The organism is Brevibacterium sp. CCUG 69071 (genome assembly GCF_021023135.1).
Taxonomy (GTDB): Bacteria; Actinomycetota; Actinomycetes; order Actinomycetales; family Brevibacteriaceae; genus Brevibacterium.
This window is the reverse complement of sequence record NZ_PGFV01000004.1, coordinates 457,994-478,237: the sequence shown is the minus strand read 5'-3', so window position 1 is coordinate 478,237 and position 20,244 is coordinate 457,994. Positions and strand designations below refer to the sequence as shown.

At 63.6% G+C, this 20,244-nt stretch carries 13 protein-coding genes; 11 read left to right on the top strand and 2 right to left on the bottom strand.

All coding sequences use genetic code 11. From position 1 onward, the window contains the following. The first annotated feature begins 129 nt into the window (after nucleotides 1-129). From CV023_RS13735 to CV023_RS13710, 6 genes are read left to right on the top strand one after another with little or no spacing between them, the layout of a single operon-like run. Entirely contained in the window at nucleotides 130-2,259 is a 2,130-nt protein-coding gene (locus CV023_RS13735) for a hydantoinase/oxoprolinase family protein (RefSeq protein WP_230746453.1), read from the top strand. Further along, nucleotides 2,256-4,325 carry a hydantoinase B/oxoprolinase family protein gene (locus tag CV023_RS13730; protein WP_230746452.1) on the top strand — a complete coding sequence of 690 codons (2,070 nt, stop codon included), beginning with the start codon at nucleotides 2,256-2,258 and terminating at the stop codon, nucleotides 4,323-4,325. Before CV023_RS13735 ends, CV023_RS13730 begins: the two co-directional genes overlap by 4 nt. Continuing rightward, nucleotides 4,322-5,260 carry a carbamate kinase gene (locus CV023_RS13725; protein WP_284934592.1) on the top strand — a complete coding sequence of 313 codons (939 nt, stop codon included), beginning with the start codon at nucleotides 4,322-4,324 and terminating at the stop codon, nucleotides 5,258-5,260. The genes CV023_RS13730 and CV023_RS13725 overlap by 4 nt, the downstream gene beginning before the upstream one ends. 28 nt (nucleotides 5,261-5,288) lie before the next feature. Continuing rightward, entirely contained in the window at nucleotides 5,289-6,203 is a 915-nt protein-coding gene (locus CV023_RS13720; protein WP_230746450.1) for an AAA family ATPase, read from the top strand. 8 nt (nucleotides 6,204-6,211) lie between these two features. Next, nucleotides 6,212-7,417, top strand: a complete 1,206-nt coding sequence (locus CV023_RS19040) for a VWA domain-containing protein (protein WP_230746449.1) — start codon at nucleotides 6,212-6,214, stop codon at nucleotides 7,415-7,417. Next, entirely contained in the window at nucleotides 7,414-8,547 is a 1,134-nt protein-coding gene (locus tag CV023_RS13710) for an XdhC family protein (RefSeq protein WP_230746447.1), read from the top strand. The genes CV023_RS19040 and CV023_RS13710 overlap by 4 nt, the downstream gene beginning before the upstream one ends. Before the next feature lie 91 nt (nucleotides 8,548-8,638). Here the strand turns inward: CV023_RS13710 and CV023_RS13705 are convergent, their stop codons facing one another. Further along, nucleotides 8,639-11,665: a DUF1116 domain-containing protein gene (locus tag CV023_RS13705; RefSeq protein WP_230746445.1), complete on the bottom strand. Its 3,027-nt coding sequence runs from the start codon at nucleotides 11,663-11,665 to the stop codon at nucleotides 8,639-8,641. Beyond that, a complete protein-coding gene (locus CV023_RS19170; protein WP_284934594.1) occupies nucleotides 11,650-12,492 on the bottom strand; it encodes a DUF2877 domain-containing protein in 843 nt (280 codons plus the stop codon). The genes CV023_RS13705 and CV023_RS19170 overlap by 16 nt, the downstream gene beginning before the upstream one ends. 314 nt (nucleotides 12,493-12,806) lie before the next feature. Here CV023_RS19170 and CV023_RS13700 point away from each other — a divergent pair, with 314 nt between their 5' ends. The 5 genes from CV023_RS13700 (at nucleotide 12,807) to cutA (ending at nucleotide 20,238) form a co-directional block, all read left to right on the top strand. After that, nucleotides 12,807-14,624 (top strand): PucR family transcriptional regulator, encoded by a 1,818-nt coding sequence (locus CV023_RS13700; protein ID WP_269067376.1) that lies wholly within the window; start codon nucleotides 12,807-12,809, stop codon nucleotides 14,622-14,624. Nucleotides 14,625-14,842: 218 nt separating this feature from the next. Then, a complete protein-coding gene (locus CV023_RS13695; RefSeq protein ID WP_230746444.1) occupies nucleotides 14,843-16,318 on the top strand; it encodes a uracil-xanthine permease family protein in 1,476 nt (491 codons plus the stop codon). A 4-nt stretch (nucleotides 16,319-16,322) separates the two neighbouring features. Further along, entirely contained in the window at nucleotides 16,323-17,327 is a 1,005-nt protein-coding gene (locus tag CV023_RS13690; RefSeq protein ID WP_269067375.1) for an FAD binding domain-containing protein, read from the top strand. After that, nucleotides 17,324-17,833 (top strand): (2Fe-2S)-binding protein, encoded by a 510-nt coding sequence (locus CV023_RS13685; RefSeq protein WP_230746440.1) that lies wholly within the window; start codon nucleotides 17,324-17,326, stop codon nucleotides 17,831-17,833. Before CV023_RS13690 ends, CV023_RS13685 begins: the two co-directional genes overlap by 4 nt. Further along, nucleotides 17,830-20,238 (top strand): aerobic carbon-monoxide dehydrogenase large subunit, encoded by a 2,409-nt coding sequence (gene cutA / locus CV023_RS13680; protein WP_230746439.1) that lies wholly within the window; start codon nucleotides 17,830-17,832, stop codon nucleotides 20,236-20,238. Before CV023_RS13685 ends, cutA begins: the two co-directional genes overlap by 4 nt. The last annotated feature ends 6 nt before the right edge of the window (nucleotides 20,239-20,244 follow it).

The following is a 20,244-nucleotide window of genomic DNA, read 5'->3' as shown; positions in this document are numbered from 1 at the left end:
CTTGGGCGAATCGGTCAGTTGTGAACTCTCGCCAACAAACTCCAGTGCGTTTGTCATCACTTGCCGGTTCAGTGAGCGTGGGCACCGGGAAAGATGGTGACAAATCCCACGCGACCTGGAAGGACGAAGATGTCGCCCCAAGCACCACGGATCCGCATCGGCATAGACACCGGCGGAACATTCACTGACATCGTCGCATTCGACGAAACCACTGGCACACTGACGACGACGAAGACACCTTCTACTCCGTCTAATCCTGCCGATGGCTTCATCAACGGCATCGACAAGGTCCTCGCGCTGCTCGGAGACACGGTGTCTGCTGAGCACATCAGCGCAGTCAGCCACGGTACAACCGTCGCCACGAACCAACTGCTCGAAGGAAAACTCGACCGTCTCGGCTTCATTACGACCGAAGGCTACGAATTCATCCTCGAGATCGCTCGTCAGGCCGTCCCTGATGGCTACGGAAACTCCTATTTCTGGGTGAAGCCTGACCGGATCGTCCCCGCCGACCTCGTCAAAACCGTCTCCGGACGATTCGACTTCGAAGGTAAAGAGGTACGTCCCTTCGACGATTCCCAGGCCCGCGAGGTCGCGCAGTGGTTCAAGGACCAGGGCATCATGACCCTGGGCGTGAACTTCCTCCATGCCTATGCGAATCCTGTCCACGAGCAGAGAATGCGTGAAATCCTCACCGAGGTCCACCCCGACGCCACTGTGTCTCTGAGCTCCGAGGTGCTGCGCGAATACCGCGAATACGAGCGATCAATGACCACCCTCGTCGACGCGGCCGTCAAGCCCAAGGTTTCGATGTACGTGCGTAATATCCACGACCGCCTCGACGCCTACACCGGCGTCGAAGAAGATTCGACGCTGCCCTTCTACATTATGAAGTCCAACGGCGGCGTTCTCTCTGCCGAAGAGGTCGTCCACCAGCCGATCACGACCGTGCTCTCTGGCCCCGCAGCGGGTGCCCTGGGCGCGGGACTCATTGCCCGGGAAGCCGGATTCGACAAGGTGCTCACCTGCGATGGCGGTGGAACGTCGACCGACGTCACAGTTGTCATCGACGGTGAACCAGCACTGACGACTGAAGGATCCGTCGGTGTGTACCCCTCGAAGATTCCGATGATCGATGTCGTCACCGTCGGTGCCGGAGGAGGTTCGATCGCGTGGACCACCCCCGAAGGACAACTCAAAGTCGGCCCGCAGTCGGCGGGCGCTGACCCGGGCCCCATCTGCTACGGCAACGGCGGAGCCGAACCTACGATCACCGATGCCCACGTCTTCCTCGGACGAATCCCGCCCCACCTCCTCGGCGGGGAGATTCCACTCAATATCGATGCCGCGAAGTCCGGCATCGCCGACATCGCAACGCGCCTGGGCCTGAGCGAAGAGAAGGCTGCGACGGGCATCCTCGAGATCTCTGCTTGGAATCAGGCTAACGCTCTGCGCCAGGTCTCCGTGCAGCGCGGGCTCGACGTGCGTGACTTCATGCTCACGACCTTCGGCGGCTCGGGTTCGCTGCTGGCCTGCACCCTCGTCGACGTTCTCGACCTCGCAGGTGTCGTCGTCCCGCTCAACCCGGGCAACGTCTCCGCGTTCGGCCTGCTCACGGTCGACGTGAAGAACGACTACGTCCAAACGCACGTCAGTCGCGACGATCGCCTCGACATCGCCGAGGTGGCCGATCTCCTCGCCGGACTGACAGATCGCGCCACCAAAGCGCTCAATGGTGAAGGCTTCCCTGCCTCGAACCACCAGTTCGACCGTTCGGTCGATCTGCGCTACTTCGGTCAGGCCTTCGAGGTTCGTGTCTCCGCACCGTCGGGTCCGGTCACAAGAGAATGGGCCGACGAGGTGACACGGGCCTTCCACGCCGAGCACAAGAAGCTCTACGGCTATGACTTCGCCGACACCGCGGACCAGTTCGTCGAATGGGTCAACCTCAGAGTCTCCGGCATCGGCCCGATCACTCGTCCCGAGACCCGCCATATCGCCTCCGCCGATGGTGCTGCCCCCCTCGACGAGAGAGGTAAGACGGGCAATCGACCCGTCTGCTTCGACGCGTCCCACGGCTTCGTCGATACCCCGGTCTACTGGCGAGAAGAACTGCTGGCAGGGGACGAGATCTCCGGCCCGGCGATCATCGAAGAGTTCGGCTCCACCGTACCGCTCCACCCGGAGTTCACAGCGCGCATCGACAGTGCCGCCAATATCATCATCACTCGCACCACTGGTCAGGAGGACAGCAAATGACCGCGACAGCTGAAACAGGCGCAGGGGCATCGATCGTCGATTCGGGCTCGATGTTGCGCACCGAGCCCCTGGTTGGTCAGGAGCTCGCGGACTACATCGCTGCCTCGCCGATCAACTCTGCAGGTCTACCCACGGCCTATGAGCACGGCAACCGTCTCACGTCATCGGGTTCGAGCGTCGACCCGATCATCGTGGAGATCGTCGAAGGCACCTTGGCCAGCGTGGAGATGGAGGTTGAGACCTCGATCTCGCGGACCTCCCGATCGCCTATGATCCGCGACGCCCACGATTTCCGCGCCGGCATTCATGACCGTCAGCTGCGCAAGCTCACCGGCCGTTCATACTCCGCGCTCGTCCACCCTGTCGTCCGCGACTTCCCCATTGAGGAGATGTGCGAGGGCGACGTCTTTTTTCACAATGACGTCTACGAATCCGAGGGCGGCATCGGCCATCTTCCGGACATGTGCGTGACCGTACCTGTCTTCGCTGACGGCCGAGTCGTATGCTTCGTCCAAGCGTTCGGCCACCACGACGACATCGGCGGCGCCTGCCCGGGTTCGATGCCTTCAGGTGCGACAAGCGTCTTCGAAGAGGGACTGATGATCCCTCCGATCAAGCTCTGGTCCGAAGGCAAGCCGAACAAATCTGCCCTACGCATCATGGCCCGCAACTCGCGGATGCCGGATTCGCTCTCGGCCGACCTCGATGCCGAATGCTCGGCTTGCCTCATGGGTGCGCGTCGACTGACTGAGCTCTTCACCCGCTACGGCGTGGAGACCGTTGAGGCCGCCTTCGATACGATCCTGCAGAACTCCACGGAGACCTATCGCCGGGAGATCCTATCTAAGATACCCGACGGTCAGTACGTTTGGGAGGACTACGCGGAGCACGATGGTGTCTCCGACCCCACGCTCCACACCCAGCGCATCACACTGACGAAGACGCCGACAGGTGGGCCCGACGACGGGCCGCGGCTGATCGTCGACTTCACCGGCACCGCAGCACAGGCCGCCGGACCGATCAACCACTGTGGTGACTATGTTGGTGGCAACTTCCTCAAGAAGTGGCTTGCCCCGATCCTGCGTAACCTTGCAGACACCCCTGAGCGGATGGCTGAGCTCGATGTCAACGAAGGGATCGTGCCGCTCATCGAGATGCGTTTCCCGGAGAAGGGCACGCTGCTCACTCCCGAATTCCCCGGTCCTACGAACGCGCGCACATTCGTCATCCTCCGCCTTCTCGGTGTCCTCGCCGGAGTGGTCGCGAAGGCCGTGGACGGACGGATGCCCGCCGACCAGGAGACCATCCGCTACACCGGCGTCTACGGCAAGGACCGAGACGGTAAGGACTACCTTATGCGTGAGGTCCTCGGCGGCGGTTCCGGAGGACGCTACTATTCCGACGGTGAGGACACGATCCACGTGGTACCGGACTCACGCAACCTGCCGACCGAGTTCACCGAATCTAGGTTCCCGTTCCGCGTCGAACGTCTCGGCCTGGCCGTGGACTCCGGAGGTGCGGGTCGATTCCGTGGCGGCCTCGGCTACGAGAAGCACATCCGGATGCTCAAGGACGGTCACTTCATGTCGATCGCCGACCGCTCCATCCTCGCCTGCTGGGGAGTCAAGGGCGGGAAGGCCGGTAAGCCTTTCCAGGTGACAATCGAGCCAGGAGGGGCCAACGAGCGTGAGATCGACGCACTTGCCGATGCCGAGGTGATCCGAGCGGGAGAGGTTGTGCGCATCCGCACGACCGGCGGTGGCGGCTGGGGCGATCCGCTTGACCGCCCTGTCGATGAGGTGCTCCGCGATGTCAGTTGGGGCAAGGTGAGCATCGATGGTGCCCGCGATTCCTATGGTGTCGTTGTCACCGCCGACCCTAGTGTCTCGGTCGGGGCCGACTCAGCCGGTGTCGACGGCGCCGAGGTCGACGAGGCTGCAACTGCGACGCTGCGGGAGAGAATGCGAGCCGAACGCGAGACGAACGAACCTTTCTTCGACCGTGGACCCGGCTACGCCGAGCTGTCCGTCGACGGCGCTTCGGCTGCGGCGGTCGACTGGCTGTGAGAGTTCTCGTCGCCCTCGGGGGCAACGCGATGACTGGGCTGGATGGAGATGCGTCTCCATCCGCCCAGCAGCACGCGATCGCCGCCGCAGCAGTCCACCTGGCCGAACTCACTGCCGCGGGACACGAACTCGTCATCACCCACGGCAACGGCCCCCAGGTGGGCAATATCCTGCGCAAGAACGAACTCTCCGCGCATGAGCTGCCTCCGGTGAGCCTTGACTGGTGCGGGGCGCAGACCCAGGGGACAATCGGTTTCACGATCGTCAATGAGCTCGAACGGGAGTTCGCCGCCCAGGGGCTTGAGAACAAGGTCGCCGCCGTGGTGACGCGCACCGTTGTCGACTCCGATGATCCCGCGTTCGCCGATCCCGTCAAACCGATCGGCAGCTACCAGGATGCGGACTTCGCGGCTGAGATGACTGCACATGGCCAGACGTGGAAAGACTTCGGAGAAAAGGGGTGGCGCCGGGTGGTGGCCTCCCCGGCACCGGTGACGATCCTCGAGACACCGATGGTCTCCTTCCTCGCGGACTCCGGATGGGTTGTCGTCGCCGCAGGCGGAGGCGGCATCCCAGTCGTTGCCGCCGACGGCGGATGCACCGGGATCTCAGCAGTCATCGACAAGGACCTCAGTGCGGCCAGACTTGCCGCATCGGTGGGCGCCGATCTCCTCATCATCGCCACCGATGTGCCCTGTGCGGTCGCAGGCTATGGCACGCCCGAGGCCGAAGACGTCGGTGCCGTGACTACGGCGGAACTCAAGGGGCTGCGCGATACGGGCACGTTCGCCTCGGGGTCGATGGGGCCGAAGGTCGACGCCATCATCGATTTCGTCGACAACGGCGGCACTCGTGCCGTCATCGCCGAGCTCTCGCAGCTTTCGGCCGCAGCTGCTGGGACGGTGGGCACCGTGGTGACCGCTGACGATCAGTAGACTCGGGTCGGGAGGAGACGAGTACGCCATGACCATATTCGATGATCCCCGTTCACTGGCGCAGGCGCTGGAGCGTGTGGGACACATCGTCGCGCCCGAACTGGCGACCACCTGCGTACTCGCTCAGCGCCTCGGCAAACCGCTTCTCTGTGAAGGGGCACCGGGTGTCGGGAAGACGAGTCTGGCCAGGGCTCTCGCTCGGGCCTCGGGAGGCCCGCTCATCCGCCTACAGTGCCACGACGGTCTTGATGCCAGCCAAGCACTCTACGATTGGGACTTCGCGAAGCAGATCCTCCACGTGCGAACGATCGAAGCGGCGTCCTCCTCGGCGGGGGAGCGCATCAATGCTCCACATCTTGACGATGAACTCCACCAACGGGAATTCCTCCTCGCTCGTCCCATTCTGCAGGCCATCGAAGGATCATCGCAGGTCGGCGCCGATGGTCCGCGTCCGGTGCTGCTCATCGACGAGATCGACCGGGCCGGTGACGAATTCGACGCACTCCTGCTCGAGGCGCTCGCCGACTGGTCGGTCACCGTCCCCGAACTCGGCACGATTTCGACCGAAACGCCGCCCTTGGTCATTCTCACCTCGAATCGCACGCGCGATCTCCATGATGCGCTGCGTCGCCGCTGCCTTTACCAATGGTTCGATCAGCCCGACGCCGAGGTGGAATCGACGATCCTGTCTCTGCATGTTCCCGATGCCAGCCAGTCCCTGCGCCTGGCCGTCGTGGACGCCGCGAATCGCCTCCGCACAGCAGGGTTGCTCAAACCGCCGGGCACGGCCGAGGCCATCGACTGGCTCCGTGCCCTGCGCGCCCTCGACCTCGACGAGCTCGACGAGCCGTCGATTGCTGCCACCCTGTCCGCCGTGCTCAAAGATGCCGATGATCTGGCGCCCGCCAACGCTGTCCTCTCCGTGACCGAGGCAAGGCGATGACGAGCCTCGTGGACACTCTTCTGCGTCTCGGCACCCGGTTGCGGGCAGCCGGTCTGCCGGCGGACCCGGAGTCGGTGCGCTCACTCATCTCGGCTGCTGCACTGCTCGACCCGCTTGACCCGCAGCAGATTCGAGCCGCGTCTCGGGCGCTGACCTGCACTCGGCATGAACAACTGAGCATCCACGACGCGGTCTTCGATTCGACCTTCGGCCTGACCAAAGGACAGGTCACGAAAGACCCGGGCATCGAGGTCACCGTTCCCCGCCCCGAGATCAGTGCGGAGGCCACCGGCGGGGCCGAGGCTTCCGAGATCACCGCGGCCAGCCGCTCCGAACAACTCCGTCATGTCGACCTGGGGGCCGAGGACGGGTCCGCCGCCGCCGCTCTCATCGATGGACTCCTCTTCTCCTCCCCTCGAGGTGTTGCACATCGGTCTCGTCCAGGACATTTCGGGATCATCGACACCCGCCGAATTCTGCGCCAACTCATTCGCTCCGAAGAGATCGCTTCCATTCCCCGGCGACGGCATCTCCACCGCCGGCGTCCCGTGACTCTCGTGGCCGATGTCTCCGCCTCGATGACACCATGGCGAGAGCCTGTGCTGCGCTTTCTCACCCGGGGAGCCGAAGCGGTGGGTGCTCGCTGCTTCACCGCCGGCACCCGACTGACCAGAATCGACGGCAATCCGGCCGTCTCGGGTGCCAGTGCCATCACTGGCAGTTCAATTGCCTCGGGTGCCAAGGTGGCGGCCAGAAGCGGTGCTGACGTCGGAGCGAGGCCAAGCAGGAAGGGGCTGGCCGCTGCGCTGGGCACGGTCCTTGATGCGGGAGGCGGAACCCGCCTCGGCGTCTCGCTGACAGGGCTGCTGGACGAACGCACAAAAGACTTGGTCCGCGGGAGCGTCCTCGTCGTGATCAGCGACGGCTGGGAGCACGGCGACTGCGCGGAACTCGAGGCCGCGTGTGCGCGTCTTGCCAGGCTCAGCCACACCTTTCTGTGGGTGAATCCGCGAGCTGGACGCCCGGGGTTCGAAGCACGCACGCGAGGGCTGTCGGTCGCCGACGAATATGCTGATCTCGTGCTGCCGGCGACCAGCGTCGCCCAGTGGCAGGTGGTGGCCGAGGCGATCGGCACCCGGACCACGATCTCCGGTGCCGGCAGGGTCCTCAGGAGCTGGCAGTCGGTTGCAGCTCGGCAGGAAGCCACGGCATGAACGAGACCGAATCAATCCTCGGCTGGCTCCAGGCTGATCGCGACTTCGCGCTTGCCGTGGTCACAAAGACCTGGTCGTCGGCCCCGCGACCAGCGGGCGCGATGATGGCAGTCGCCGCCGACGGAGAGGTCATCGGCAGCCTCTCGGGCGGATGCGTGGAATCCGCCGTGCACGAACTCGCTCTCGAGGTTATTGCCACCGGTCGAGCAGCCTCCGCCCACTATGGAACGAGCGATGCCGAGGCCTACGCTGTCGGTCTGGCCTGCGGAGGTCAGATCGACGTCCTCGTCACCCCTATCCTCGATGATGCCAGTTCTTCCCAACTGCAGGTCTACCTTCGCGCGATGGCTGACTCAGCGCCGGCAGCGCTCGCCCTGGAACTCCCCGGAGTCACGGACGATGAGTCCGCCAGACTGGACAGGCTCACCCACATCCTCGCGATCACAGCCGATGAGACCATGCAGGGGGACTTCGGGCATGCTCGTCTCACGGAGCACATCGCCACCGATGCTCGGGCGATGATTGGCCGCGGTGCCGTTGGAATCCTCGAATTCGACGCGACCGGGCGCCGCCTCGGCGCGGGCACCCGTGTCTTCGTCACGACCTCAACGCCACCGCCGCGACTGCTCATCTTCGGTGCGATCGACTATGCTGCTGCCCTGGCGGAGCTGGGCCGGTTCCTCGGCTACCGGGTGAGTGTCTGCGATGCGCGGGGAGTCTTCGCCACCGCCGCGCGATTCCCCGCCGCCCACGAGGTTGTCGTCGCCTGGCCCCACCGCTACTTCGCCGCCGAGGTCGAGGCAGGGAGGATCGACTCCTCGACCGTGGTTGCCGTGCTCACTCACGACCTCAAATTCGACGTCCCCGTCCTCCTGGAGGTCCTCCGTTCTCCAGCCGGTTACGTCGGTGCTCTGGGAAGCAGGCGCACACACGACCAGCGCGCCGATGCGCTGCGCGAGGCCGGAGCGAGTGAGGAGGAGATCGCCCGGATCCACGGGCCGATCGGGCTCGATCTCGGGGCCAGATCCCCCGAAGCGACCGCAGTGTCGATTCTCGCCGAGGTGCTTCTCGAGAGATCGCAGGGCACCGGAAGCTCCCTGAGCGCCATCACCGGTGCCATCCACCGCTGATCGAGTTCATTTCGGTCTGCGTTCTCCGCACACCGTCGAGCCTGCTTCGGCGTGCATTTGAGAGCACACCGCAGCAGACTCAGCGCTGACCTCAGCTGCGTGCTGCGCTCAGACCCTCGATCGCCGAGGTGAAGCATTCGGCCGGGGGTGTGACGAGTCCCGCTCCCACCTGACCGACACCCGCAACCTTGCCTGCCATGCCGGTGTTGATCTGGGGAAGCACCTGCGTGCGCAGCACCTTGACGAGGTCGATTCCGCTGGGGACTCCGCGGAACTCGAGGACCGGGATCTGGTGCTGCGGATGTTCGCCGAGAGTGATCTCATACATCCGTCGGCTCGTGTCCACAGCGAAGGCGACGTCCCCGCCGACGAGTCGCACAACTGCAGGAGCCGCGGCCATTGCGAGGCCGCCGATGCCTGCGGTCTCCGTGATGGCGGAGTCGCCGATATCGGGATTGGCGTCCTCGATGCCGTAGGAGCCGAGGTAGAGTCCCTCGGCGATCTGTGCCGGTCCCGTGTACCACTGATCATCGGTGCCGGAGAGCTGAATGCCGAAGTCCGTGCCGTTGCGAGCCATGGTCACCACAAGCGTGGAACCGGGTACACCCTTCGCGGCAGCCATCGCGAGCTTGCACGTGGGCATGACGAGGTTGAGCGCGAAGTAGTCGTTCTCCCCGAGGAAACGGGCTACCTCGGCGAGGTCCCTGGTGGGGAAGTCGAGGGTGAACAGCTTGGGCATGATGTCGCGGAGGAAGAGCAGGGTCGCCGTCCGGTTGCGGTTGTGCCCCTCGTCTCCAGACTGGAGCATCTGTGTGACGTAGTTCTTCGTGTCCAACGGCCCTGTGGCGGCAACGGCGGCGCCGAGAACGGGGCCGAGCACATCGCGCATCCACCGCAGGCGGGTGAGCACTTCCTCATTGTTCGCCCCGTAGCGCAGCACCTTGCCGAGGCCCTCGTTGAGTGTGCAGTAGGCGCGATTGCCGTGGATCGGGTCGACGAGTTCGAACATCCACATCGAGGCGCTGACGACTCCGGCCATCGGCCCGACAGTATCGCGTGAGTGGCAGGGCGAGAAGGAGAAACGACCCGAAGCGAGTCCAGCTTCGGCCTCTTCAAGCGTCTCGGTCAGACCTTCGAAGACGACGGCCCCAGCCAGGGCTCCGCGCATCGGTCCTGACGCCCGGTCCCAATCGAGCGGGGGACCGGCGTGGAGGAACTCGTCGTTGCCGAGACCAAGACATTCGCGGGCCGGACGCAGGCCGACGACCTCGGCTCCGGCTGCGAGCATGCGTTCGAGCGCCTCGGCGTTCGCCGTCTGACGGCGGGGGTCCGCCATTGCCGCATAGAGCGGCGCGGGATCACCGAAGGCAGGTTTCCAAGGCACTTCTGCGACCGTGACTGCCTGAGCGCGCAGCTCTTCGGCGAAGAGACCGAGACCCACGGAGACGACAGAAGGTGCGGACTCGAGAAGACCCGACAGCGTAGCTTCGCCAGTCGTTGCGGAAGAAGAGGCGGGCGCTGCAGACGCTGCGCTGGTTGGTGCGCTGGCCGCGGGCGCTGTGGAACTGGCGACGCCTGTCAACGTGACGGGCGAATCGCTTGTGCCCACCTGGGCTGGATCGGTGGTGGCCTGGTGGCCGAGGTGGGCCAATGCTCGCAGGCTGGCTTCGGCATTCGAGAGGAACACCTCGGCGCCGGCCGTGACGAGTGCCTCGAGGGCACCGGAGAAGTCCTGTGGATCGGAGTTCGTGCCGATGAGGCTGACGACGACGGGAAGCGACTCGCCCTGAGCAGCAGCGGCGGACTTGGCTTCGGTGATCGCCGTGGCAAGGTCATCGGCAGGATCTTTGTGGGCACCGTGACCGAGCACAAGGTCGAGCAGCAGGACGCCGGCACTGGGGCCGAGATCGCGAATGGCCTGCAGTCGAATCGACGGGTCGATCATCGGGTGCGCACGGCCGCGGGTCATCTCATCGTCGCCGAAGTCGAGCACGGTATGGGTCGCTACACTCGTCGACGTGCCGCTGACCCGCGGGGCGCCGGGAAGCGGAATGTTCGACGAGATCGGACCGAGTGCGGAGCGGGAGATGAGCATCGCCTCGTCGGCCATGGTCCCCCCGCAGAACAGGCCGATGAGCGAGCCGGAGCGCGTCGTCGTCGAATCGGAGACTCCCCACGACGGCCACTGAGGCACAGTGACTCCGGCGGCCCCGAGGACGGACTCGACCCCGACCGTCAGGCTGGGGGATTCGGGCCCGAGGACCGCCCATGTCACCGAGACTCCGAGCTGCTTGGCAAGTGTTTCTATCTCGGCGACCACCGTGGCATCGGCAGGCTTCGAGACCACGAGGATCTGTTCGGTCTCCGGATCGGCGGCCAGTGCCCGCAGCGCCTGGCGGGCGCTGATGCCGCCGACCTCGGAGGAGAGATCACGCCCGCCCGTGCCGATGAGGTGGCTGACGCCGACACCGGCGGCATCGAGGAGGACCGAGACCTGCTGGGCGCCCGTGCCCGAGGCCGCGATGATGCCGAAGCTTCCGCGGCGAACATCATTGGCGAAGCCCAGCCCGACCCCGGAGATGATCGCGGTGCCGCAGTCGGGACCCATGACGATGAGATCGTGCTCGGCGGCGCGGGTCTTGAGTTCGATCTCGGTGGAGAGCTCCACATTGTCGCTGAACAGGAGCACCGAGGAACCGGAGTCCAGGGCTGCGAGCGTTTCGATGCCTGCGTTCTCGCCCGGCACGGACACGAGGGTGAGTCCGGAACCGGACCGGTCCAGGGCCGATTCGACGGTGAGCGCGGGCTGGACGGAACCGCCCGGACCCGTTGACTCATGAGCGGCAGAGGCAAGTTTGTCGAACGCCACATCGACAGCCGCGAGTCCCGCTGCCAGGTCCTCCTCCGAATGCGCGCGCAAGGCGATGAGGAGGTCGTTGGCAGTGACCTCCTCGGCGATGTCGAACCCGGCAGCAAGGATGAGGTCGAGGTTGAGTGCCGAACCCATTCCGATGAGTGCGTCATCGACACCTGGAGTGGTCTTGACCTCGGTCGAGACTTGCATGAGCGCGACGGAGTCGACGTAGACACCATGTCGGACGGTCAGTGAGTGAGGCATGGGAGAGTCCCTTTCGATGGGTGTCCTGTGTCAGAGAGTGGATGCTGTGTGCGGGTGGGTGTACTGAGACTTCGAGCGGGTGTGCTGAGGCAGAGTGCGGATGTCGAGCCGGAACGGGGTGAGTTGCGTGGTTGGCCGTCGAGGCCGAGAACGGCGAGGAAACCTGTGAACAGGTCGTGTCCGGAACTGTGTCCGATATGGTCAAGCGCCGACAGAGCAGAACTGAGCAACTTCCTGTCTTCGGAGCCCGCCGCGAGCAGAACACGGGTGGAACGGATCGCCGAGGCAGCCTCGGGCACGCAATGACCGGCGACGGCAGCCTCGATGAGCACCGCCGAGAGTGCCGTTGTGGCCTGGCTCAGGCCGATGGCCCCGAGTGCGCGGATCAGCAGCTCGAGTGATCGCGTGCGACCGAGGGATCGGAACGCGAGTGCGATCCCGCACAGCGCATCATCGCCGCTGGGAGTGCTGCCGGGCCCGCGGCCGAGGAGCGCTCGCACACCTGCGTCGATGCCGAGTTCGTCCTCGTCGTGCAGGGCGGAGGCAAGCGTTCGAGCGAGGTCAGCGAGATTGTGTAGACCGGGCCGCAGACTCTCTGCGATGGCCGTGACTCGTGCAGAGTCCGGGGCCAGCCACGATGTCGGCCGAAGTCGCAGCGGTTGATGTTCGCGAACGATGTTGATGTCGACGTCGGGAAGTTCGATCCGGTAAGCAGAGGACGTCTTGATGAGGGTCGCCCGGACTCCGGGCCGCAGTCTCGTGAGGTGCTCGGGTTTAAGGTGCGGAACGGTGATCCCAAAGGGCAACTGCACAGCTTCAGGGCCCATGACAGGAAGCAGTCTCTGCCCGGGGCGTAGGGAGTCATGGTGATGAGGCGTCAGAGAGGCATGGTGCCCGGCCCGTAGGGAGCAAATGGAGTCGTCGATTGCCAGATAGAAGCCTGCCGAGAAGACATGGAGGACCTTGCCGGAGGATTCGCCCTCGCTCTGGCGATCTGGAGAACACTCACCCGACTCGACGGGCGCTACGTCGACAGGGGTCATGTCGATCCGTGGTGTGGGCAGGACGGAGGCGGTGGCGGGCAGAACCACGGACCTAGACCTCATTTCGACAGGCTATCCCGCCCTGTTATCGTCAATGCATGTCAAATGATGCCAAGGATTCCGGCCGTGGTCAGCAGGAATTGACATTCAATGGTCGAGAATCGAACATCTTCTCTTCCGAGTTCCTCACCGTCGCGGATGTCCTCGAACTGCCGAGCATGCGCGAAGCGAAACTCATCGCCGGTTCCGCTGGTCTCGACAAAGTCGTCGAGCTGTCGAACGTCATGGAGGTCCCGGACATCCTGCCGTGGGTGAAACCGGGAGAACTCCTGCTTACTACCGCATATCCGATCCGCGACCGTCCCGAAGACCTCGCGGGGCTGCTCGAGACCTTCGATCAACACGGAATGGCGGCGATCGGTCTCAAGTCCGGCCGCTATCTCGAACACATTCCTGAGGCAGCTGTGTCGGCTGCGGATGCCCTGGGACTTCCGCTCATCCACCTCGGCGAGAACGTGGGTTTCGACGAGATCATGCAGGATGTGCTCACCGGAAATCTCGACAGGCGAGCACAGGTGATCGCGCGGACGGAGGCCTCGATGCGCGAGCTCGTCGATGTAGTGGTCGGCGGAGGCGATCTGGCGGATGTATGCCGCATGCTCGCGCAGTGGACAGGGGTGGCGGCGGCGGTGACGACGCTCGATGGGCGGGTGAGATGTCTTCGCACCGCCGACGAAGGACGCTCCTCCGCGGATGTCTACGGCCTCATGTGCTTCGACCGCTCAGGGCGCTTTCTCGTTGAGGACGAGCCCGCTGGTGTAACTGGCCAAGGTTCTCAGGCCGGTGGGCTCGGCCGAAGTGTGCCCACCGACGAACTCATCCGGCATGCTCCTGCGTCTGCCACAGATGAAAGCGCCATTGCCGAGGGAATGAACTGGGGAAACGTCGTCATCGAAAGTGGCAGGAAGCCCACGGATGATGATCTTCCTGCTGCTAAGAATCTCGGTCGGATCGTGGCGTTCGGAAACCAGACTTTGCGTGCGGACGATTTTCGCCTGCTTGAACAGGCTGCCGCCGCGGCCGCGTTGGTCATCACGCGCGAACAGGCAATCACCGCGGTCGAGAGCAAATACCGTACAGACTTCGTCCTCGAGGTGCTGCGTGGCCACATCGCTTCAACAGACCGCGTGCTGTCCCACGCGCATTCGCTGGGGTGGGACCTCGACCGGCCGATCAGCATAGCCGTCGCCGAGGTGGACTCCGATGCCGATTCCACCGATGCGCGAAACAAGCGGACGATGCAGGCACTGTTTGCCGATGCTTGGACGAAGGTCATCACCCAGTTCGACCCCCGGGCCGCCGTCGTCGGCTCGGGCGATCAGGTGATCGTTCTGCTGGAGGCGGAATCTCGGGAGAAGATCACTGGTCGAATGGAGGAGTTCGTCTCCGCCGTGCGCGGCTTCGGGGGAGGCGGCAGGCGTCAGTTTTCGGTCGGAATCTCCCGTCCTGCCGAAGGTGTTTCGCGCCTGGCGTCGGCCTACCAGGAAGCGATGAGAGCCCTCGAAGTCGGGCGCCAGCTCGCCAGTGGACAGGGCTTGAGACACTACGACTCATTGGGCGTCTATCGACTACTGCTTCAGGTCGGGGAGCAAGCCGAGCTGCGCAGTTTCGCCGAGGAGGTTCTCGGTCCGCTCGCCAGTGACGCCAAAGCGGAGTACGCGGGACTGCGCGAGACCCTTCAGGAGCTGCTCGACCATAATCTCAATGTCGCCGAGACCGCCCGCGCCCTGTTCTTTCACTACAACACCTTGCGTTATCGGATCGGCAAGCTCGAGCAGATGGTCGGCCCATTCACCGAAGATCCGGATCTGCGGCTCTCACTTGCGCTCGCCCTCCAGATCGTCAAACTGCCCTGAGCGCGCGAGTCCGGATGCCTCGGAGAAACACTTGGCGAACACTGCCGAAGGCTACGGTGTTTCTTTGGCAGTTAATGACGTGATGCAGGCCGCACCGGCGCAATAGAGTCAGTTCCTGAGTCGGAGTGATCCGCGAGCGTGCCGACATCAATTCGGGTGGCCCGGCCACCTCGGACGTTGGATCGGAACCGGCCATTCTCAACGGCGAGGAGAGACACATGTCGATGTTTTCGTGGAAACTCCATGGGGACGGCAAGACCATAGAACCCGGAGGCGCAGTCGCCCCTGACGAGCGCCTCACCTGGGGCAGAACAGTCGGTCTCGGAGTCCAGCACGTCGTCGCTATGTTCGGCGCGACTTTCGTCTTCCCGATCATCATGGGCCTGAATCCGCAGCTGGCGGTGATGATGTCTGGTGTAGGCACGATCATCTTTCTGCTCATCGTCAAGGGCAAAGTACCCAGCTACGTCGGCACCTCCGCCGCCTTCGTTGGCGGCGTCACTGCCGTCACTGCCCAGGGTGGTACCCCCGCCGAGGTGACCGGAGCGATCATGGTCTCCGGTGTGATCCTCGCCCTTGTGGGCACATTCATCCATTTCATCGGCTCCTCGGCACTGACGAAGGTGCTTCCGCCAGTTGTGACTGGCGGTGTCGTCATGCTCATCGGCTTCAACCTCGCCCCGGTCGTGGCAAGCACCTATTGGCCGCAGGACCAGTGGATCGCCGTGATCGTTATGGTCTTCATCGTCTTCATATCCGTGTGGGTGCGCGGTTTTCTCGGGCGAATCGCCGTGTTTCTCGGTCTAGTTCTCGGTTACGTGCTGTCCTGGATCTTCGATCGCGTCTTTGGACAGATCACTTCCTACAGTGCAACCGTCGGTGAAGTGACGACGCACTTCCGGGTCGACTTCTCCGGAGTCGAAGCTGCCTCGTGGATCGGATTCCCGCCTTTGACCGACACCGCTGCAGGCGTCGTCGGCGTTCACCTTCCTGTATTCAATGCTGCAGCCATCATTGTCATGCTCCCGGGCATCATTGCGCTCGTCGCGGAGAACGTCGGTCACGTCAAGGCAGTGGAAGAGATGACCGGCGCGCGACTCGACAAGTACATGGGGCGGGCCGTCATCGGCGACGGTGTCGCCACTGTTGTGGCGACCTCGGTGGGTGGATCGCCGACCACAACATACGCAGAGAACATCGGCGTGATGGCAGCGACGAGGGTGTATTCGACGGCCGCCTACTGGGTCGCAGCGCTCGTGGCGATCATTTTCGGGCTCTCCCCGAAGTTCGGCGCTCTCATCTCCGCGGTGCCCGGCGGCGTCCTCGGCGGCATCACCGTTGTCCTCTACGGCATGATCGGAATGTTGGGTGCGAAGATCTGGATCGAGAATCGTGTGAACTTCGCTAACCCGCTCAACATCGTGCCGGTCTCCGCCGGACTCATCATCGCCATCGGTGACGTCAGCCTCGTCTTCAGCGAAGACTTCGTGCTCTCTGGAATTGCTTTAGGGACGATATCGATGCTGGTCATGTACCATGTTGCTCGATGGTTGGCACCTGCTGACATGAGAGACGACTCCGGCGAAGAAGCTGACGGAGCGGTTCTGTCAGTCGGTCAAGAAGGGCACCAGAGAAGGGTGGCCGACAGCGTGGAACGCGACCGCGGACGTCGCGCTCCGAATTCTAGCGAGTGAGACGATGAAGCCACCCCCATTGCGGATCCACCGACCGACATCGATCGATCAGACTCTGGACCTGCTCAGTGAGCACAGCGTGTCAGGAAAGGTACTCGCGGGAGGGCAGAGCCTCGTGCCGGTGCTCAATATGCGGCTGGCCGCTCCCAGTGACCTCATCGATATCACCGGAGTATCGGGACTCGACGAGCTGACTGTTTCCGGTCCCGAAGGACAGCAGGAGATCGCGGTCGGTGCCACCGTGACCCATCGGCAGGTCGAACGCTCCGTCGATATCGCGCGAGCCAACCCTCTCCTCGCTGAGGCTCTTCGTTTCGTTGCCCACCCAGCGGTGCGCAACCGGGGTACGACCGTCGGTTCCCTGGCGCACGCGGACCCGAACGGTGAAATGCCGATGATCCTCGCGCTCACCGGCGGTAGCGTCGATGTGCGCAGCAGGCGCGGCATCAGGACCCTGAGCGCCGAGGAACTCAACGTCGGGCCCTTGGAAACCTGTCTGGAATCCGATGAGCTCATCACCCGCGCGATCTTCCCGGCGTTGCCCGCAGGATCGCGTGCAGGATTCGACGAACTCGCTCGACGCAGCGGAGACTACGGTCTCGCGGGCGTGGGGATGATCGTCGACGTCGAAGACGAGACGGTGACCGGACTGCGCTGCGGATTCATCTCTGTCACGGACATTCCCGAGGTTCTCGATCTCGGAGAGGTGGTCTCAGGAACTCAGATCGACGAGGTTGCAGGCGTCGTATCGAGAGTCGTCGACGCGGTGCGGGACTTCATCGACCCCGGCGGAGACATCCACGCAACGGCCGACTATCGCAGACATCTGGCCGGAGTGATCGCCTCGCGACTCTTCCGACGACTGTGCCGAACCGACAATGCACGCATACAGGGCGCGCAGGTCCACACAGCAGGAAACGACGCCGGCAACGGAACCGACACCGGCGCCGACGCTGGATCTGGAACTGGCAAGGGTATCGAAAACGACACGGGGAGAAGACGAGCATGACCGCTGACATAGGCACCGAACCGACATCGACAATCCGACTCTCCGTCAACGGCGTTCCGCACGTTCTCGATGTTCCCGATCGGAAGCTGCTCTCCGATGTGCTGCGGCAGGACCTCGAACTGACCGGCACCCACGTGGGCTGTGAGCACGGAGTGTGCGGCGCATGCACTGTTCAGCTTGACGGAGACCCGGTGCGCTCCTGCCTCATGTTCGCCGTCACCGCTCAAGGACACGAGATCAAGACTGTCGAAGGCGTCGGTGATGATCCCGAGAATCCTGCCGATGTGCAGCAGGCATTCATCGACTGCCACGGACTGCAGTGCGGATTCTGCACACCCGGATTCGTGACGACCATCGACGCCTATATCGACGAGAACCCGAACCCCACCGAGGAAGAGGCACGGGAAGCCGTTTCGGGTAACCTCTGTCGCTGCACTGGCTACCAGAACATCGTCTCAGCGGTCCAGAGAGCCGCCCAGCTGCGTGCCGAGGGGGCCCGGTTATGACGACTCGTCTATTCGGTCAGAAGATCACCAGGCGCGAGGACCCGCGCCTGCTCACCGGCCACGGCCGGTATGTCGACGATGTCTCCGGCACCGCGATCGCCGCGGCATTCGTACGCAGCCCGCATGCTCACGCGGACATTCTCGACATTGACGTCACCGGTGCTCTCGACATCGACGGTGTCATCGCGGTCTGGACCTATGAGGACCTCCCCGGGCAGGCGGCCGAACGACTGCCAATGCTCATTCCGCACCCGTCGATCGTCGCCCCACACACGGGATATGCCCTCGCGAAAGATCACGTCAACTTCGTCGGCGAACCCATCGTCATGGTCATCGCAAAGGATCGCTACATCGCCGAGGATGCCGCGAACCGCATCGATGTCGACTACAGCTTCAAAGAGGCAGTCGTCGGTGTCGAGCAATCTCGCGAAGGGACCAGGATCGTCCATGAAGGCATGGACGACAATGTTGCCGCACACATCGTGCAGAAGGTCGGCGATGTCGACTCCGGTTTGGATTCCGCTCCCTACGTCCTCGAACTCGACCTCGAATTCGAGCGTAGCGCGTGCATGCCAATGGAAGGCAAAGGTGTTGTGGCGAGCTGGGATCCGGGAGAAGGCAGCCTCGAGGTCCACTCTTCGACTCAGACGAGCACCGGTCTGCGGGCCGTGCTCGCAGCCAAGCTCGAACTCCCCTTGACCAAGGTCGAGGTAATCACTCCCGATGTCGGTGGCGCCTTCGGAGTGAAGATCAACCACCCTTGGCCGGAAGAGCTTGCCGTGGCCTGTGCCGCGCGTGCGCTTGAAACGACGGTGAAGTGGACCGAAGATCGCCGCGAACACTTCATCTCCTCGGCACATGAACGTGCGCAGACCCAGTGGGTCAAGGTCGGCTTCGACGATGAGGGCCGCATTCTCGGCCTCGACGTGAAATTCTGGCACGACAACGGCGCCTACCTGCCCTACGGCGTGATCGTTCCGCTCAACACCTCCACCCACATCATGGGCCCGTACGTGATCCCGTCATTTCGGGTCGAGTACTGGTCGCTGTACACGAACACCGTCATCGTCACCCCATACCGAGGCGCCGGCCGCGCTCATGCAGTCTTCATGATGGAGAGGACGATGGACGCGATTGCCGCAGAACTCGGGCTCGACCGCACCGAGGTGCGTCTGCGCAACTTCGTCCGCGACTTCCCTCATCCGATGGGACTGCGAATGCAGGACGGTGCCGAGGGCTATATCGACTCCGGAGATTTCGTCGCTTCGATGGCCAGGCTCAAGGAACTCGTCGGCTGGGACGATTTCGAATCCTATCGTGAGCAGGCCCGCAGTGAGGGTCGCCGGGTCGGCCTGGGCATCGCCTGTTATATCGAGAGCACCGGAGCCGGACCCTACGAGGGCGGACACATCGAGGTCGAGACATCCGGTCGGGTCAACGTCTGGACGGGACTGACCACTCACGGGCAGGCTCATGCGACAGTGTTCGCACAGATCGTCGCCGATGAGCTGGGAGTCCCACTCGACAACGTCCACGTCAGCACCGGGGACACACGCAAACTTTCCTATTCAGTGGGAACGTGGGGTTCACGCGGTGCTGTGATGGCTGGCAACGCACTCCACCTCACCGCGAAGAAGGTCAAAGAGAAGGCGCTGAAGATCGCAGGGGAGTCACTCGAAGCTGATCCGCAGGACCTCGAAATCGTCGACGGAATGATTCAGGTCCAGGGTGATCCGAGTTCCTCGATGCCCCTGGCCGCAGTGTCAGTGCTGTCGAACCCGCTGCGGTACGCCTTCGATGAGAGTGCACGCGCGGCGACACAGTTCGCCAAAGAATCGGCCGCCGATGAACCCTCGATCAAGGGCGGTGAACAGCCAGGGCTCGAAGAGCAGGAGTTCTTCTCTCCGGTGCGTTCGACCGTTGCCAACGGCATGCACGCAGCCATCGTCGAGACCGATCCGGAGACCGCAGACATCAAGATTCTGCGCTACTGCGTCATCCATGATTGTGGGCCGATGGTCAACCCGCTTGTCGTCGAAGGGCAGGTGCACGGAGGTGTGGCGCAGGGAGTCGGCGGGGCACTCTACGAGAAGATGGCCTACGACACCGATGGTCAGCTGCTCAATGCCTCATTCATGGACTTCCTCATGCCCTTCGCCTCCGAAGTCCCTCACGTCGAGACCGACCACCTTGAGACGCCGAGTCCGCTCAATCCGCTCGGCATCAAAGGAGCGGGTGAGGCCGGGACGATTCCCGCGGCAACTGCGATCGCTTCGGCAATCGAAGACGCCGAGAGAATCCCCATCCGGTCGATGCCGCTGGATCCCTCGACCCTGTGGCATATGCGAACGAGTCATCGCGAAGGCGACAATTCCCTCTCCCGCGTAACCTCACCGAATCATTAAGGACGA